Here is a 16,126-nt window from a genome sequence, read left to right as displayed (position 1 = left end):
GCCCGCCGGTTCACAGCTTCCCGCCTCTGCCGCCGTCCCGGCGCGGCGGCGCGATGAGCGTGGACAGGTACGGCAGCGCGGCGCCGTCCAGCTCGGCGGCGGGCCGGATGGACTCCTCCGCCAGCCCCAGCGCGGACCCCCACACGGCGTCGTCGACCCGCCCGGCCTCCCGCAGCGCCGCCACGACCGCACCGGCCTGCCGTCCGAACTTGTACGCCACGACCGTCCCCGGCCCGCTCAGCGCCTCCTTGAGCACCTCGGCCCCCGCCGTCACCGGCACCAGCGTCAGCGGCTCGGTCCCCTCGGTGAGCACCGCCCCGGAGCGCGCGGCGAGGTCCTGCATGGCGGTGATCCCGGGCACGGTCTCGACGACCACGCCGGGCACCAGCCCGACGATGGTCTGCGCGAGATAGGTGAACGTCGAATAGACATTCGGGTCCCCGATCGTGGCAAAGGCGACCACCCCCTGCCCCCGCAGCAGCTCGGCCACCGCGGCCCCCGCCGCGTCCCAGGCAGCCTCCCGCCGCCCCCGGTCACTGCGCTCGTTCAGCGCGAAGACGACCCGTACGACCTTCTCCTCGCCGACGTAGTGGAGCACGGTGGCCTCGGCCCGCCCCCGCTCACCGCTGTCCATGACCGGCACCACGACGACATCGGCCGCGCGCAGGGCGTTGACCCCCTTCACGGTCACCAGCTCCGGGTCACCGGGCCCCACCCCGACTCCGATCAGCCTGCTGCTCATGACGTCCGGCACCTCTCCACGAACCTTCGGGCCACACCGGGCTCGGACGCCCAGTGCGTGTGCAGGTAACTGGCGTGCACACCCCGCTGTACGAAACCTTCGACACGCGGCCGGGGCGTGCGCACCCCCCAGGCGGGAACCGCCCCCGCTCCCGGCTCCACCACCGTCCGGTGGAACTCGTGCCCCCGCAGACGCGTACCGGCGACGGCCAGCACGCTGTCGCTCACGGCGACGGCGTCCCGGTACCCCAGCGTGAGCCGCTCCGACATCCGCGCCCGCGCGTCCAGCACCCCGCACATGGGCACCCCGTCCAGCTCCCGGCACAGATACAGCAGCCCCGCACACTCGGCGGCCACCGGCCCGCCACGCTCCGCCAGCGCGGCGACGTCCTTCCGCAGCAACTCGTTGGCCGACAGCTCCCCGGCGTACACCTCGGGAAACCCGCCCCCGATCACCAGCCCGCGCGTCTCCTCGGGCAGCCGCTCGTCCCGAAGCGGATCAAACACCACGACCTCGGCTCCGGCAGCGGCAAGCAGCTCGACATGCTCGGCATAGGAGAAACTGAAGGCGGCGCCACCGGCAACAGCGACCCTGACCCGCACATCCGGTGTCTGACGACGAAGGCCGCCCCTGCCTCCCACCGGCGTGTCCGGTGTCTGGGGACGAAGGGCGTCCCGTGCCCCTTCCGGCCTGTCCGGTGTCTGAGGACGAAGGGCGGTCCGTACCCCTTCCGGCCCGTCCGGTGTCTGAGGACGAAGGCCGGCCTGCACTCCCTCCGGCCCGTCCGGTGTCTGAGGACGAAGGGCGGTCCGCACTCCCTCCAGCCCGTCCGGCGTTTGAGGACGAGGCCGTTCAGGCCGATGCGGGGGTCCGGGGGCGGCAGCCCCCGAAGGCGGGGGCGAAGGGGCGGCAGCCCCTGGGGACGGGTAGGGCAGGGGCGGCGGGGGCGAGGAAACCAGCGCCTCAGCCGCGTCCCACGCCGCACCCGGCACCTCCCCGGCCCCCCGCGCCAACCTCATCAGCCCCTCCAGATCACACCCGTCGGCGACCTGCGCAGCCATCGCGGCGACCGCCGCAACCGCCTCCCCCCGCCGCTCCGCCACCGGCACCAGCCCCAGATGCCGCGACGGCGTACCCACCTGCGCCACCCGCCGCAGCACCCCGAACACCGGCACCCCCGACGCCTCCAGCGCCTCCCGCAGCAACGCCTCGTGCCGGTCCGACCCCACCTTGTTCAGAATCACGCCCCCCACCCGCACCTGCGGATCCCACGACGCGAATCCGTGCACCAGCGCCGCCACCGACCTCGACTGCGACGACGCGTCCACGACCAGCACCACCGGCGCCCGCAGCAGCTTCGCCACCTGAGCCGTGGACGCCAGCTCCCCTTCCCCCGCGGCCCCGTCGTACAGCCCCATCACACCCTCGACGACGGCCAGGTCACACCCTCGCGCACCGTGCGCGAACAGCGGACCGATCAGCTCCGGCCCGCACAGGTACGCGTCGAGGTTCCGCCCCACCCGCCCGGTCGCGAGCGCGTGGTACCCGGGGTCGATGTAGTCCGGCCCGACCTTGTGCGGGGACACGGCGAGCCCCCGCGCGGCGAAAGCGGCCATCAGCCCCGTGGCGACGGTGGTCTTGCCGCTGCCCGAGGAGGGCGCGGCGACGACCAGCCGGGGCACGGACGAGGACGTCACCACTCGATACCCCTCTGCCCCTTCTGCCCCACGTCCATCGGGTGCTTGACCTTGGACATGTCGGTGACCAGATCGGCGAAGTCGACGAGCTGTGGGGGCGCGTTCCGCCCGGTGATGACCACGTGCTGCGTCCCCGGACGGTCCCGCAGCACCGAGACCACCTCGTCCGTGTCGACCCACCCCCAGTGCATCGGGTACGCGAACTCGTCCAGCACGTACAGCCGGTACGTCTCGGCGGCGAGGTCCCGCTTGACCTGCGCCCAGCCCTCCCGGGCCTTCTCCTCGTTGTCCAGCTGCGCGTCGCGCTGGACCCACGACCAGCCCTCGCCCATCTTGTGCCAGTCGACGGAGCCGCCCTCGCCGGAGGCGCCCAGCACCCGCAGCGCGTTCTCCTCGCCGACCTTCCACTTCGCCGACTTGACGAACTGGAACACCCCGATCGGCCACCCCTGGTTCCAGGCCCGCAGCGCGAGCCCGAAGGCGGCGGTGGACTTGCCCTTCCCGACGCCCGTGTGCACGACCACCAACGGCCGGTTACGGCGCTGCCGGGTCGTCAGACCGTCGTCAGGCACCACACTCGGCTGTCCCTGCGGCATTACGCGGCCCTCCTCTGTACGTCCTTGACCAGCCCGGCGATCGAGTCCGCCCGCAGTTCGTCGAGCGTCACCGCCGTACCGCCCAGCTCACCCGCCAACTGCCCGGCGAGCCCCAGCCGCACGGGCCCCGACTCGCAGTCCACGACCACCGAGGCGACCCCGTCGGCGGCGAACAGCCGGGCCGCCCGCCCGGCGAGGGCGACCGGATCCGTCCCAGCCGCCGCCCGGCCACCACCCCGGCCGGAGGCTTCCCCAGAGCCGAAAGGCCGGGGGGACCCCGCTCGCGCCGCCCCTCCACCGGTGGCCCGCCCGTCCGTCACCACGACGACCAGCGCCCGCCGCGCCGGATCCCGCAGCCGCTCCACCCGCAGCACGTCATGCGCCTTGAGCAGCCCGGCGGCGAGCGGTGTACGCCCGCCCGTCGGCAGCGACTCCAGGCGGGCCGCCGCAGCCTCCACCGACGACGTCGGCGGCAGCGCCACCTCGCCGGCCGCGCCCCGGAACGTCACCAGCCCCACCTTGTCGCGCCGCTGATACGCGTCGAGCAGCAGCGACAGCACGGCACCCTTCACGGCGCCCATCCGCTGCCGGGCCGCCATCGACCCGGACGCGTCGACCACGAAGAGCACGAGGTTGCCCTCGCGGCCCTCCCGGGTCGCCTGCCGCAGATCGTCCCGGCGGAGCACCAGCCCCGGCCCGGACCGTCCGCGCGCCCGCTGATGCGGGGCGGCGGCCCGCACGGTCGCCGCCAGGTGCAGCTTGGTCAGGGCGCCGCGCGGCCGTCGCGCACCGGTGGTCCGCCCGTGCTCGGTGCGCGCCCGGGACCGCCGCCCGGCGGCCCCCTCGCCGATCCCCGGCACACTCAGCACCTTGGTGCGAAAGGGCTCGGCGGCCCGTACGGGAGCCTGCTCCCCGCCCCCGGCCTGCCGCGGCACGCCGTCGCCCTCCCCGGCCTCGGGCCGGGCGGCACCGCCCGTGCCACCGTCGCCCTGCGGCCCCTCGCCGGGCCGCGGCTGCCCGCCGCCCCCGCCGCCCCCGCCGCCCCCGCCGGGACCGTCCGGATCCGGATCGCCGTCCCCGGACTCCCCGGACTCCCCGGACTCCCCGGAGAACTCCTCCAGAGTCTGGTCCAGCTTGTCCTCGTCGAGGCCGGGCGCGTCGAAGGGATTGCGCCGCCTGCGGTGCGGCAGCGCCAGCAGCGCCGCCTGCCGTACGTCCTCGGCGAGCACCTCGGTCCGCCCGGCCCACGCGGCCAGCGCGGTCGCCGTCCGGGCCATCACGATGTCGGCGCGCATGCCGTCGACCTCGAAGGCCGCGCAGGTCGCCGCGATCTGCCGCAGCGCCCCGTCGCCCAGCCGCACCGACGGCAGCAACTCCCGTGCCGCCATGATCCGTTGGCGTACGGCGGCCTCCTCGCCGGCCCAACGCGTCGCGAAACCCGGCGGATCGTCGTCGTACGCGAGGCGCCGCCGTACGACCTCCACCCGCTGGTCGGGCTCGCGGGAGGCGGCCACCTCGACCGTGAGGCCGAACCGGTCGAGCAACTGCGGCCGCAGTTCGCCCTCTTCCGGGTTCATCGTCCCGACGAGCAGGAAACGCGCCGCGTGCCGGACCGACACCCCCTCACGCTCCACGTACGACGCGCCCATCGCGGCCGCGTCCAGCAGCAGGTCGACCAGGTGGTCGTGGAGGAGGTTGACCTCGTCGACGTAGAGGATGCCGCGGTGCGCGTCGGCCAGCAGGCCCGGCTCGAAGGCCTTCACGCCCTCCGCCAGGGCGCGTTCGATGTCGAGCGCGCCCACCAGCCGGTCCTCGGAGGCGCCGACCGGCAGTTCGACCATGCGCGCGGGGCGGGACTCGTAGGCGCCCGGCGGGTGCGGGCCGTCCGGGCAGCCCGGGTCCGGGGCGGCGGGGTCGCAGGAGAAACGGCAGCCGGCGACGACGTCCACGGCCGGCAGCAGCGCCGAGAGGGCGCGTACGGCGGTGCTCTTCGCCGTGCCCTTCTCGCCGCGCACCAGCACTCCGCCGACCGCCGGGGAGACGGCGTTCAGCAGCAGCGCGAGCCGCAGGTCGTCCTGGCCGACGACGGCCGTGAACGGGAACGGGGTACTCACGCTGCGATCACTCCTTCGGATGAGCCGGGCGGGGCCGGTACGAGCGCCGGACGCAGCGGCGCCGGGATCACGGCCCGTTCGCTGCGGTCGCGGGTGTGTGCGGGGTGACCGGAGGAGCTCACGCGTCTCCCTCCAGGTCTCCCTCGAGTTCGAGGTAGGTCGCCCGGAGCCGGTCCAGGGTGTCCTGGTCCGGCTCCGCCCACAGCCCCCGGTCGGCGGCCTCCAGCAGGCGCTCCGTGATGCCCCTCAGCGCCCAGGGGTTGGACGTCCGCATGAACTCCTGGTTCTCCGGCGAGAACACGTACTCGGAGGCGAGCTTCTCGTACATCCAGTCGTCCACGACCCCGGCCGTGGCGTCGTACCCGAACAGGTAGTCCACGGTCGCCGCCATCTCGAAGGCCCCCTTGTACCCGTGCCTCCGCATGGCGCTCATCCAGCGGGGGTTGACCACCCGGGCCCGGAAGACGCGGTGCGTCTCCTCGCCCAGCGTCCGGGTCCGCACCTGGTCCGGGGTGGCCGAGTCGCCCACGTACGCTTCCGGGCTCGCGCCGGTCAGATGGCGCACCATGGCGACCATGCCGCCGTGGTACTGGAAGTAGTCGTCGGCGTCCACCAGGTCGTGCTCGCGGGTGTCCACGTTCTTCGCGGCGACGGCGATGCGCCTGAACGCGGTCTCCATGTCCCCGCGCGCAGGCCGCCCGTCGAGCCCGCGCCCGTAGGCGTAACCGCCCCACACCGCGTACACCTCGGCGAGGTCGGCGTCGGAGCGCCAGTTGCGGGCGTCGATCAGCGGCAGCAGGCCGGCACCGTACGCCCCCGGCTTGGAGCCGAAGACCCGGGCGGTCGCGCGGCGCCGGTCGCCGTGCTCGGCGGTGTCCTCGTCGGCGTGGGCCCGCACGTAGTTGGCGTCGGCCGGCTCGTCCAGCTCGGCGACCGTGCGTACCGCGTCGTCGATCAGCTGGACCACGTGCGGGAACGCGTCCCGGAAGAAGCCGGAGATCCGGACGGTGACGTCGATGCGCGGCCGGCCCAGCCCGGCCAGGGGGATCACCTCGAAGCCGGTGACGCGGCGCGACGCGTCGTCCCAGACCGGACGGCAGCCCAGCAGTGCCAGGATCTCGGCGATGTCGTCGCCCTGGGTGCGCATCGCGGAGGTGCCCCACACCGTCAGGCCGACGGACTTCGGGTATGCGCCGGTGTCGCTCAGATACCGCTGCACCAGCGAGTCGGCGAGCGACTGGCCGACCTCCCAGCTCAGCCGGGACGGAATGGCCTTGGGGTCGACCGAGTAGAAGTTCCGGCCGGTGGGCAGGACGTTGACCAGGCCTCGGGTGGGCGAGCCGGACGGGCCGGCCGGGACGTAACCGCCGTCCAGCGCCTTGAGGATGTGCCCGATCTCGTCCGTGGTCCGCGCGAGCCGCGGCACCACCTCGGAACAGGCGAACTCCAGCACCGCGACCGCGTCCGGCAGTTCGGTGCCGAGGACGTCACGGACGAGAGCGGGGACGGCGCCGGCGTCCCAGTCCCGCGCCTCCATTCCCTCCGCGAGCCGTCGGCACAGCTGCTCCAGCAGGTCGACGGCGTCGGCGCCGGTGCGCGACGGCCCCTCGACCAGGTCCGTCAGTTCGACGGGCACCTTCACGGGAGCGCCGGGCTCCGCCAGCAGCTCCTTCTCGACCAGCCCGAAATGCGCGGCCAGCGAGGCCCGCAGTCCGGGCAGCGCGTTCGCCTGCCCGCCCCACACCTGCGAGGCGCGCAGCACCGCGAGCACGAGATTGACGCGCGGCTCACCGGCCGGGCCGCCGCCGAGGATGTGCAGCCCGTCCCGGATCTGCACGTCCTTGATCTCGCACAGATAGCCGTCGATGTGCATGACGAACTCGTCGAAGGCGCCGTCGTCCGGCTGCTCGTCCACATGCAGGTCGTGGTGCAGCTCGGCGGCCTTGACCAGCGTCCAGATCTGGGCGCGGACCGCCGGTGCCTTGGCCGGGTCCAGGTCGGAGACGAGCGCGTACTCGTCGAGCAGCTGCTCCAGCCTGGCCAGGTCGCCGTAGGTGTCGGCGCGGGCCATCGGCGGTACGAGGTGGTCGACGACCGTGGCGTGGCCGCGCCGCTTGGCCTGGGTGCCCTCGCCGGGGTCGTTGACGATGAACGGGTAGATCAGGGGCAGTTCACCGAGCACGGCGTCCGGCGCGCAGCCGCCGCTGAGCCCGAGTCCCTTGCCGGGCAGCCACTCCATCGTGCCGTGCTTGCCCATGTGGACGATGGCGTCGGCGCCGAAGCCCCCCTCGGAGGCCGCGGCCTCCAGCCACCGGTAGGCCGCCATGTAGTGGTGCGACGGCGGCATGTCGGGGTCGTGGTAGATCGCGATCGGGTTCTCCCCGAAGCCGCGCGGCGGCTGGATCATCACGACGACGTTGCCGAACCGGAGGGACGCCAGCACGATGTCGTCCCCGTCGACGTACAGCGATCCCGGCGGCTCGCCCCACACCTCCAGCATCCTGTCGCGCAGCCGGGGATCGAGCCGGTCGAACCACGCCCGGTAGTCGGCGAGCGGCACCCGCGCGGGCGCGGCGGCCAGCTGCTCCTCGGTCAGCCACTCGACGTCGTGACCGCCGGCCTCGATGAGCCGGTGGATCAACTCGTCGCCGCCCGCCGGGTATTCGGTGAGTCCGTACCCGGCGGCCTTGAGTGCGTCCAGTACCCGTACCGCCGACGCGGGGGTGTCCAGGCCCACCGCGTTGCCGACGCGCGAGTGCTTCGTCGGGTACGCGGTGAACACGAGCGCCAGCTTCTTCTCGGCGTTCGCCTTGTGCTTCAACCGCGCGTGCCGTACGGCGATCCCGGCCACCCGGGCGGCCCGCTCGGGGTCGGCGACGTACACCGGGACGTCGGCTCCGTCGTCGTCGACCCGCTCCTTGAAGGAGAACGGCACGGTGACGAGCCGCCCGTCGAACTCCGGGATCGCGACCTGCATCGCCGCGTCCATCGGGGAGAGAGCGGCGTCCGAGGCCTCCCAGGCCTCCCGCGACGAGGTCAGGCAGAGCCCTTGCAGCACGGGCACGTCGAGGTCCGCGAGCGCCCCGACGTCCCATGCCTCCTCGTCGCCGCCCGCCGAGGCCTGCGAGGCATGCGTGCCGCCGGCGGCGAGGACGGTGGCGACCAGGCAGTCGGCCCCGGCGAGGATCTCGTACAGTCCCGCGTCCGCGTCGCGCAGTGAACCGCAGTACACGGGAAGGGCGTTGGCGCCGCGCGCCTCGATCGCCCGGCACAGGGTGTCCACGAAGGCGGTGTTGCCGCTGAGTTCATGGGCCCGGTAGAAGAGCACGCCCACGGTCGGGCGGCCGTCGGCCCTTTCGTACGAGCCGTGGACGCCGTACTCCGGCATCTTCCGCGGCCCGGCGAACCCCTCGCCGGTCAGCAGCACGGTGTCGGAGAGGAACCGGGCCAGCTCGGTGAGGTTGGCGGGGCCGCCCTCGACCAGGTACCTGAGGGCCTCGGCGACCACGCCCGCCGGCACCGACGACTCCGCCATCAACTCCGCGTCCGGCACGGCCTCGCCGCCGAGCAGCACGGTCGGGATCCCGGCGGCCTTCAGCGCGGCGAGCCCGTCCTCCCAGGCACGCCTGCCGCCGAGCAGCCGTACGACGGCGATGTCCGCGCCGTTGATCAGCGCGGGCAGCTCCTCGGCGGCGTCGAGGCGCGTCGGATTGCCGATCCGGTAGTCGGCACCGGAGGCGGCCCGGGCCGCCAGCAGATCGGTGTCCGCGGTCGACAACAACAACACAGTGCTCATGCGGGCGCTCCCGGTGGGATGAAGGGCAGTCCTTGCGGCGCGCCCGACTCGATGAGCCGCCAGAGCGCGTCCGTGTCCGCGTGCTGTTCGATCAGGTCGCCGAGCCGGTCCAGCCGCTCCTCGCGCAGCGCGGCGAACGAGGTGTCGGAGGCCGGCACGAACCGGCGGCCCGCGGCGGCCGCCACCTCGCGCAGGAAGGCCCGGCGGAAGCCGTCCGACTCCAGGGAGCCGTGCCAGTGCGTGCCCCAGGTCTGCCCGGCCCGGCACCCGTCCAGGAAGGCCTCGCCCCCGGTCACCTCGGCCACCCCGTGATGGATCTCGTACCCCTCGACCCGCTCGCCGAGGGCCTCCCCGACGGACCGGGCCAGCGTCTTCTCCCGGGCGAACCGGACCCGCACCGGCAGCACCCCGAGCCCGTCGACCCGCCCCCGACGGCTCTCGACGTCGTCCTCGATGTGCTCACCGAGGATCTGGAAGCCACCGCAGACACCGAGGACGGGCCGCTGCTCGGCGGCCCGGCGCCGCAGCGCCCGCGCGAGCCCCCGCTCGTGCAGCCACTCCAGGGCCCGGACCGTTCCCCGGGTCCCCGGAACCACCACGAGGTCGGCGTCGGCCAGCTCGTCCGGCCTGTCCACGAACCGCACCACGACGCCCGGTTCGGCGGCCAGGGCGTCCACGTCCGTGAAGTTGGACATCAGCGGGATCGCGCAGACGGCGACCCGCAGCACGTCCTCCCCGACGGGCGGGGCCGCGTCCGGCTCCGCGACGCTCCCGGGCAGGGAGCCCCTTCCCCCCGCCCGGCTCCGCTCGCGCGGCGGGACCCCCATCCCGTCCTCCTCGTCGATCCCGAGGCCGTGCCGGAAGGGCAGGACGCCGTAGGTGCGCCGCCCGGTGAGCCCGTGCAGCATGCCGAGGCCCGGCTCCAGCAGGGAGACATCCCCCCGGAACTTGTTGACGAGGAACCCGGCGACGAGTTCCTGGTCCTCCGGCGAGAGCAGGGCGACGGTGCCGAAGAACGAAGCGAACACGCCCCCGCGGTCGATGTCCCCGACCACGAGCACGGGCAGCCCGGCATTCCGGGCGATCCCCATGTTCACGATGTCGGTCCGGCGCAGGTTGATCTCCGCCGGACTGCCCGCTCCCTCACAGATCACCGCGTCATACGTGCCCCGCAACTCGGCGAGACAGTCGAGCACGGTCCCGAGCAGCTTCTGCTGCCGCCCGCCGTGATAGCCACGCGCACTCAGCTCACCGACCGGCTTGCCGAGCAGCACGACCTGACTGCTCTGCTCGCCACCGGGCTTGAGCAGCACCGGGTTCATGAGCGCGGTCGGCTCCACCCGGCAGGCCTGTGCCTGCATGGCCTGCGCCCGCCCGATCTCGGCCCCGTCACGCGTCACGAACGAATTGAGGGACATGTTCTGCGCCTTGAACGGCGCGACCTTCACCCCCTGCCGCACCAGCCACCGGCAGATGCCGGCGGTGACCACGCTCTTCCCGGCATCGGAGGTGGTACCGGCCACGAGAAGACCGCCGTTGTTCATGACGCCCTTCCCGGGAGCGATCCGCGCAGCAGGGCCCCCGCCGCACTCACGCCCAACGCCAGCCACCCCACCCGCCGCGACAACCGCACCGCCCGGTCGATGTCGCCGACTTCCACAGCCCGCCCCTCCCCGTTCAGCACCGGCCGGTGCTCGACTCGCCCCCCGTACGACAACGTCCCCCCGAGCCGCACGCCCAACGCCCCCGCGAACGACGCCTCCACGGGCCCCGCGTTGGGACTCGGATGCTTCGCCGCGTCGGCCCGCCAGGCCCGTACCGCTCCCTCGGGGTCGCCTCCGGACACCGCGGCCAGCACGGCGGTGAGCCGCGCCCCAGGCCACCCGGCCACGTCGTCCAGCCGGGCGGAAGCCCATCCGTACCGGCGGTAGCGGGCCGACTTGTGCCCCACCATGGCGTCCAGGGTGTTCACGGCCCGGAACCCGAGCAGCCCCGGCACACCCCCGACGGCCCCCCACACCAGCGCCCCGACGACCGCGTCGCTCGTGTTCTCGGCGACGGACTCCACGACCGCCCGGGCGATCCCGTCGGCGTCCAGGGCCTGCGGATCGCGACCGCACAGATGCGGCAGCCGCGTCCGGGCCGCCTCGACGTCGCCCGCCTCCAGGGCCCGCCCGACGGCGCGGGCCTCGCGAGCGAGCGAAGTGCCGCCGACCACGGCCCAGGTGGCCGCGCCGGTGAGGGCGACGGACGCGACGGTGGACGGTCGTACGAGCCGCTGGGCCACGGCGCCCAGCGCCACAGCGCCGCCGGCGCACACGGCGGTGTGCAGCGCGCCCCACCCGCGGTGGTCCCGCCACAGCACCCGCTCCACGGCCCCGGCCGCCCGGCCGAACACGGCGACCGGATGCCCTCGGCGCGGATCGCCGAGCAGCAGATCACCGAGAAGGCCGGCGGCGGCGCCGTACGCGAAGACGCGATCGGCACCCATCGGCTCAGCCGGCCGCGGGGTGGGGGAGGGGCCGGGTACGGAACCTCGAACGGCAGCCGCGCATGGCGATATGTCCTCACTCAGGGTGTCCACGCCCTGGTTCGACGAGACCGGCGGTGGGAGTTCCTGGCTTCCGGGGACTGCTCCCCGGTGACAGTGGCGGGACCGCGCCGGATTCACACCGGCTTCCTCCCTTGCCGCCGTACATGGCTCCGGAAGTCCACCACGCCCCTGGAAGACCCGTCAACCTGCCGTTGACCTGGGAGGGGACTGTGTGGGAAGACCCACACCGGGTGGCCGGCGAGGCGGTTGGGGCATGCCGAAGGCTCCTCTCCGAGCGATGGGAGAGGAGCCTTCTCGGCGCGCGCGGGACTCCGCGGTGTCAGGCCTTCGCCACGATCAGGTGGATGCCGTACGCCACCGCGGCCGCGCAGCCGGCGAAGCAGAGGTAGGCGGCCGTGGCGGCCAGGGCCGCGGAGTTGCCCTGGGCGGTGGCGCGTTCGCGGGCGGACAGTCCCTTGATGCCGAGGGTGAACAGGGCCACCAGGCCCACCGTGACCACGAGGCTGACGCCGAAGACGGAGCCGATGGCTGCCCAGTCGATGTTCATGTCGCTTCTTCCTCGGGGGTCAGACGGTGGCGGCCGGGTCGGTCGCGGGAGCGGCGGGTGCCGGGGTGGGGAGGGCGGCCGGGGCGGGGATGGTGGCGGTGAGGCCGTCGGCGACCGGGCCGGCGGGCGGCGGCGTCACGGCGGCGATCGCCGTGGTCACCACGCCGGCCGGCTCGTCGGCGTCGGTGGCGTTGACGTTGCCGCTGTGCACGACCTCGCGGCGGGACAGCTTCCAGATCGCGGCGGCGGCGGCCACCAGGAAGACGGCGACGAGCGCGGTGCCCCAGTCGCCGAGGCCCGTCACGGACTCGGCGAGCGCGCCGACCAGCGCGGCGGCCGGGAGGGTGAGCAGCCAGGCGACGGCCATCCGGGTCGCGGTGGACCAGCGGACCGTGCCGCCCTTGCGGCCGAGGCCCGCGCCCATCACGGAACCGGAGACGACGTGCGTGGTGGAGAGGGAGAAGCCGAGGTGCGAGGAGGCCAGGATGGCGGTGGCCGCGCTGGTCTGGGCGGCGAAGCCCTGCTGCGGCTGGAGGTCGGTCAGGCCCTTGCCCATGGTGCGGATGATCCGCCAGCCGCCGATGTAGGTGCCGAGCGCGATGGCGAGGCCTGCGGAGAGGATGACCCAGGTGGGAGGGTTGGAGCCGGGGGCTATGGAGCCGCCCGCGATCAGCGCGAGGGTGATGATGCCCATGGTCTTCTGCGCGTCGTTGGTGCCGTGCGCGAGCGAGACCAGTCCGGCGGAGGCGATCTGGCCGGCGCGGAAGCCCTTGCGGGTGGCGTTGTCGTCGGCGTTGTTGCCGATCGCGTAGGAGAGCCGGGTGGAGAGCAGCGCCGCGAGGCCCGCGACCACGGGTGCGGCGACCGCCGGGAGCAGGACCTTGGTGACGAGCACGTCGCCGTGGACCGCGCCGAAGCCGGCGGAGGCGACGGTGGCGCCGATCAGGCCGCCCATGAGGGCGTGCGAGGAGCTGGACGGCAGGCCCACCAGCCAGGTCACGAGGTTCCAGAGGATGGCGCCGACCAGCGCGGCGAAGATGACCTCGGGACGAATGCCGTTCTCGTCGACGAGACCCTTGGAGATCGTGTTGGCGACCTCTACGGAGAGGAAAGCGCCCACGAGGTTGAGCGCGGCGGACATCGTCACCGCGATCTTGGGCTTGAGCGCGCCGGTCGAGATGGTCGTGGCCATCGCGTTGGCGGTGTCGTGGAAACCGTTCGTGAAATCGAACGCGAGTGCGGTGATCACCACAATCGCGAGGATCAGCGAGAAGCTTTCCATTTACCCAGGCAATCTTTCGAAGTCATTGGCTGTTGGACCGTAGGCAACCTGGGTGAACGGAAGATGAACTGAGGCAGTCGCGGTGGTGTATGGATTTCGCTTCGAAGGGGTGAGGCGGAGCGGGGCCTGTCCGCCGTCCCGTCGGAGAGATTCTGGTCACCCGGCGGTTGCCGCCGTTCTCGTACTGCCGGAAGGTCCAGGACGGCCGTCCGGTCGCGGCGTCCCCCGTCCGCCGAGCCGTGCCGGGCGGATCCGCGGCGCGTGGTCGGCGGCGAAGGCGTTTCTGCCGCCGGTGCGGAGGTTCCACCGGTTGGCGGTCGTGCGGATCACCGGCCGCCGGCCGGTCTCCCGCCGCGGTGATCTTCAATCAGGCCGCGTCATGGACCCTTCTGGGATGATTCGTGATCTGCTGGATTCGGGACGCCGGGCCCGAAGCGCACTGTCGCGCGGGCCGGTTGGGGTGCCGCCTGGCAGGATCGGGCCATGGCTGAGCGGCGACGGGGCGAGCGTGACGGACGGGGCGGGCGGGCCGGCACACCAGGTGTGTCGGGGCCGCGAAGGCGGGATGTGCGCGCGGAGGAGGCGGACGCCTGGCGCGAACTCGTCGCCACGGCCCGCCGCACCGTGTCGGACGGACTCGTCGTCGGCACCTCCGGCAACGTCTCGGTCCGCGTCGGCGACACCGTGCTGGTCACGCCGTCGGGCGTGCCGTACGACCGGCTCACCCCGGACGACGTGACCGGCGTCGACCTCCTCGGCCGCCAGGTCCTCGGCGCCCTGGTCCCCACCAGCGAACTGCCGATGCACCTCGCGGTCTACGGCAGCAGCGACGCCGGGGCCGTCGTCCACACCCACGCTCTGCACGCGACGGCCGTCTCCACGCTCGTCACCGAACTGCCGGCGATCCACTACATGTCCGCCGCCCTCGGCGGTGCCGTCCGGGTTGCCCCGTATGCGACGTACGGCACCGAGGAGTTGGCCGAGAACATGCTCCGCGCCCTGACCGACCGCTCCGGCTGCCTCCTCCAGAACCACGGCACGATCACCTACGGCACCACCCTGGGCCAGGCCTATGACCGCACCGCCCAGCTGGAGTGGATGTGCCACCTGTGGCTGACGGCGTCCTCGGTGCCCGGCCTCACCCCGAGCCTGCTGGCCCCGCACCAGATCACGGAGGTCGCGGAGCGGCTGCGGGGGTACGGGCAGCGACGGGGCTGAGCCCGCCCGGCGAGCGTCCTCCCGCGAGCCCGTCCCGCGCTCCACTGGCCACCGTCGGCGTACGCCCCGACACTGGACAGGTGCACCCAGTCAAAGTCACGGCCGCCGCGGTCGGTGCCGTACTCGCCGCCGGTGCGGCCGGCGTGGCCGCCGGCCGGTTCGCCAGTGACGCCGCGCTGAAGGCACCGCCCGGCCGGCCTCTGCCCACCGAACCCCGGCTCACCGTGCACGGCACCGCGGCCGGCCGCATCACCCTCACCCGCGACCTCGCCTCGCTGCGGCCCGGCACCTACGGCCTGGCCGGCGACGGCTCGCACGCGGTCGTCGGCGCCGTCCTGGAATCCGCCGCGCACACCGCCGACACCGTGGTGCGACGGCTGGAGCGGGTGACCCACGGCACCTTCGAGGCCGGCGACGACGTCTGGCTCACCGCCAACGTCCACGTCGGCAACCCGGGCACGGCCCTGGGCCTGGAGTACGCCGACGTCGACCTGCCCGGCGAACTCGGCCCGCTGCCCGCCTGGTTCCTGCCCGGCCACCGGGACACCTGGGTGATCGCCGTGCACGGCCTCGGCACCACCCGCGAGCACCCCATGAACGTCATGGCCTTCCTGCACACCCGGCGCCTGCCGGTGCTCGCCCTCGCCTACCGCGGCGACCTCGGCGCCCCACGCCCTCCGGACGGCCTGAACCACCTGGGCGAGAGCGAGTGGCGCGACCTGGACGCGGCGGTCCGCTACGCCCTCCGCTACGGCGCCCGCCGCGTCGTCCTGTACGGCTGGTCCACCGGCGCCACCATGGCGCTGCGCGCCGCCGCCCACTCGGCGCTGCGCGAGCGGATCTCCGGGCTGGTCCTGGACTCCCCGGTACTCAGCTGGGAAGCCACCCTGCGCGCCCTCGCCCAGGCCCGGCACACCCCCGAGCCCCTGCTGCCGCTCGCGGTGCGCGCCGCTCAGGGCCGCGCCCGCCTGCACGCCGACCACGCCGCCGAGCCCGTCGACCCGGACCACCTCACCGTGCCCACCCTGATCGCGCACGGCCCGGACGACACCGTGGCCCCCTGGGTGTACTCCCGCAGACTCGCCGCGCGACGCCCCGACCGGGTGGCCCTGCACACCGTCCCGGACGCTCCGCACGGCGCGATGTGGAACGCCGACCCGGAGGAGTACGAGGAACGGCTGCGCCGGTTCCTCACGCCCCTGATGTGAGGCGCTGCGGTGCGCGCCCCCCTGCCGGGTGCGCTCGCGTGCGCTCCCCGGCGTGCGCTGCTCCGACGTGTGGGCCTCCGTGCCCGCCCCTCGGCCTCCGATGGCCGACGGCACCCGCCGATTCGCCTCCGATGTGATTCTTCCCGCACCCGCCGGCCCTTCCCTTCCGCGTCCCGGTGCCTCGTCGCCCCAAGCCGGAGGCCCTGATTCCGGCCGGTTCCGGAGGTTCCGTTTAAGGCCGTACCACTGGCCTGAACATGTCTCCTCGCCTCCCCCTGTACCCCGTGCGTTGGCCAGCCCCGTCGCCCGCCGTGACATTCCGTTTGGGTTTTCGGACCGTCAACCGGAAGACTGCACCCGTGACGTCCCGTA

At 73.7% G+C, this 16,126-nt stretch carries 10 protein-coding genes, 1 pseudogene and 1 riboswitch; of the genes and pseudogenes, 2 read left to right on the top strand and 9 right to left on the bottom strand.

All coding sequences use genetic code 11. From position 1 onward, the window contains the following. Positions 1 to 10: 10 nt before the first annotated feature. The 9 genes and pseudogenes from cobI to LQ326_RS24175 form a co-directional block, all read right to left on the bottom strand. Positions 11 to 742 carry a precorrin-2 C(20)-methyltransferase gene (gene cobI, locus LQ326_RS24215; RefSeq protein ID WP_234539647.1) on the bottom strand — a complete coding sequence of 244 codons (732 nt, stop codon included), beginning with the start codon at positions 740 to 742 and terminating at the stop codon, positions 11 to 13. Beyond that, positions 739 to 2,436, bottom strand: a pseudogene (locus LQ326_RS24210) (cobyrinic acid a,c-diamide synthase CobB); the annotation flags it as partial. The pseudogene LQ326_RS24210 and the gene cobI, both read right to left, overlap by 4 nt. Beyond that, positions 2,436 to 3,035, bottom strand: a complete 600-nt coding sequence (gene cobO, locus LQ326_RS24205) for a cob(I)yrinic acid a,c-diamide adenosyltransferase (RefSeq protein WP_234539644.1) — start codon at positions 3,033 to 3,035, stop codon at positions 2,436 to 2,438. The pseudogene LQ326_RS24210 and the gene cobO, both read right to left, overlap by 1 nt. Then, positions 3,035 to 5,149: a putative cobaltochelatase gene (locus LQ326_RS24200; protein WP_234539643.1), complete on the bottom strand. Its 2,115-nt coding sequence runs from the start codon at positions 5,147 to 5,149 to the stop codon at positions 3,035 to 3,037. Before LQ326_RS24200 ends, cobO begins: the two co-directional genes overlap by 1 nt. A 118-nt stretch (positions 5,150 to 5,267) precedes the next feature. Further along, positions 5,268 to 8,945, bottom strand: coding sequence for a cobaltochelatase subunit CobN (gene cobN / locus LQ326_RS24195; RefSeq protein ID WP_234539641.1), 3,678 nt, complete (start codon positions 8,943 to 8,945; stop codon positions 5,268 to 5,270). Further along, entirely contained in the window at positions 8,942 to 10,489 is a 1,548-nt protein-coding gene (locus tag LQ326_RS24190) for a cobyric acid synthase (protein ID WP_234539640.1), read from the bottom strand. The genes cobN and LQ326_RS24190 overlap by 4 nt, the downstream gene beginning before the upstream one ends. Next, on the bottom strand, positions 10,486 to 11,436 hold the full coding sequence (locus tag LQ326_RS24185) for a cobalamin biosynthesis protein (protein WP_234539639.1): 951 nt from the start codon (positions 11,434 to 11,436) through the stop codon (positions 10,486 to 10,488). The genes LQ326_RS24190 and LQ326_RS24185 overlap by 4 nt, the downstream gene beginning before the upstream one ends. A 101-nt stretch (positions 11,437 to 11,537) precedes the next feature. Beyond that, positions 11,538 to 11,676: riboswitch (cobalamin riboswitch) on the bottom strand. A gap of 142 nt (positions 11,677 to 11,818) precedes the next feature. After that, positions 11,819 to 12,046: a hypothetical protein gene (locus LQ326_RS24180; protein ID WP_234539637.1), complete on the bottom strand. Its 228-nt coding sequence runs from the start codon at positions 12,044 to 12,046 to the stop codon at positions 11,819 to 11,821. Positions 12,047 to 12,065: 19 nt separating this feature from the next. Then, a complete protein-coding gene (locus LQ326_RS24175; protein WP_234539636.1) occupies positions 12,066 to 13,328 on the bottom strand; it encodes an inorganic phosphate transporter in 1,263 nt (420 codons plus the stop codon). 483 nt (positions 13,329 to 13,811) lie between these two features. Here LQ326_RS24175 and LQ326_RS24170 point away from each other — a divergent pair, with 483 nt between their 5' ends. Beyond that, positions 13,812 to 14,546, top strand: a complete 735-nt coding sequence (locus LQ326_RS24170; RefSeq protein ID WP_234539635.1) for a class II aldolase/adducin family protein — start codon at positions 13,812 to 13,814, stop codon at positions 14,544 to 14,546. Between the two features lie 80 nt (positions 14,547 to 14,626). Continuing rightward, positions 14,627 to 15,754: an alpha/beta hydrolase family protein gene (locus LQ326_RS24165; protein WP_234539633.1), complete on the top strand. Its 1,128-nt coding sequence runs from the start codon at positions 14,627 to 14,629 to the stop codon at positions 15,752 to 15,754. Positions 15,755 to 16,126 lie beyond the last annotated feature (372 nt).

The sequence above is a fragment of the Streptomyces shenzhenensis genome, assembly GCF_021462265.1.
Lineage (GTDB): Bacteria > Actinomycetota > Actinomycetes > Streptomycetales > Streptomycetaceae > Streptomyces > Streptomyces shenzhenensis.
Note: the sequence above shows the minus strand (reverse complement) of the source record. Positions and strands in the feature narration are given on the sequence as shown.

What these genes read in the sequence shown, in the direction of transcription:
- cobI (WP_234539647.1), bottom strand. Translation starts at nt 742, where the DNA reads ATGAGCAGCAGGCTGATCGGAGTCGGGGTGGGGCCCGGTGACCCGGAG.
- cobO (WP_234539644.1), bottom strand. Translation starts at nt 3,035, where the DNA reads ATGCCGCAGGGACAGCCGAGTGTGGTGCCTGACGACGGTCTGACGACC.
- cobN (WP_234539641.1), bottom strand. Translation starts at nt 8,945, where the DNA reads ATGAGCACTGTGTTGTTGTTGTCGACCGCGGACACCGATCTGCTGGCG.
- LQ326_RS24190 (WP_234539640.1), bottom strand. Translation starts at nt 10,489, where the DNA reads ATGAACAACGGCGGTCTTCTCGTGGCCGGTACCACCTCCGATGCCGGG.
- LQ326_RS24185 (WP_234539639.1), bottom strand. Translation starts at nt 11,436, where the DNA reads ATGGGTGCCGATCGCGTCTTCGCGTACGGCGCCGCCGCCGGCCTTCTC.
- LQ326_RS24180 (WP_234539637.1), bottom strand. Translation starts at nt 12,046, where the DNA reads ATGAACATCGACTGGGCAGCCATCGGCTCCGTCTTCGGCGTCAGCCTC.
- LQ326_RS24175 (WP_234539636.1), bottom strand. Translation starts at nt 13,328, where the DNA reads ATGGAAAGCTTCTCGCTGATCCTCGCGATTGTGGTGATCACCGCACTC.
- LQ326_RS24170 (WP_234539635.1), top strand. Translation starts at nt 13,812, where the DNA reads ATGGCTGAGCGGCGACGGGGCGAGCGTGACGGACGGGGCGGGCGGGCC.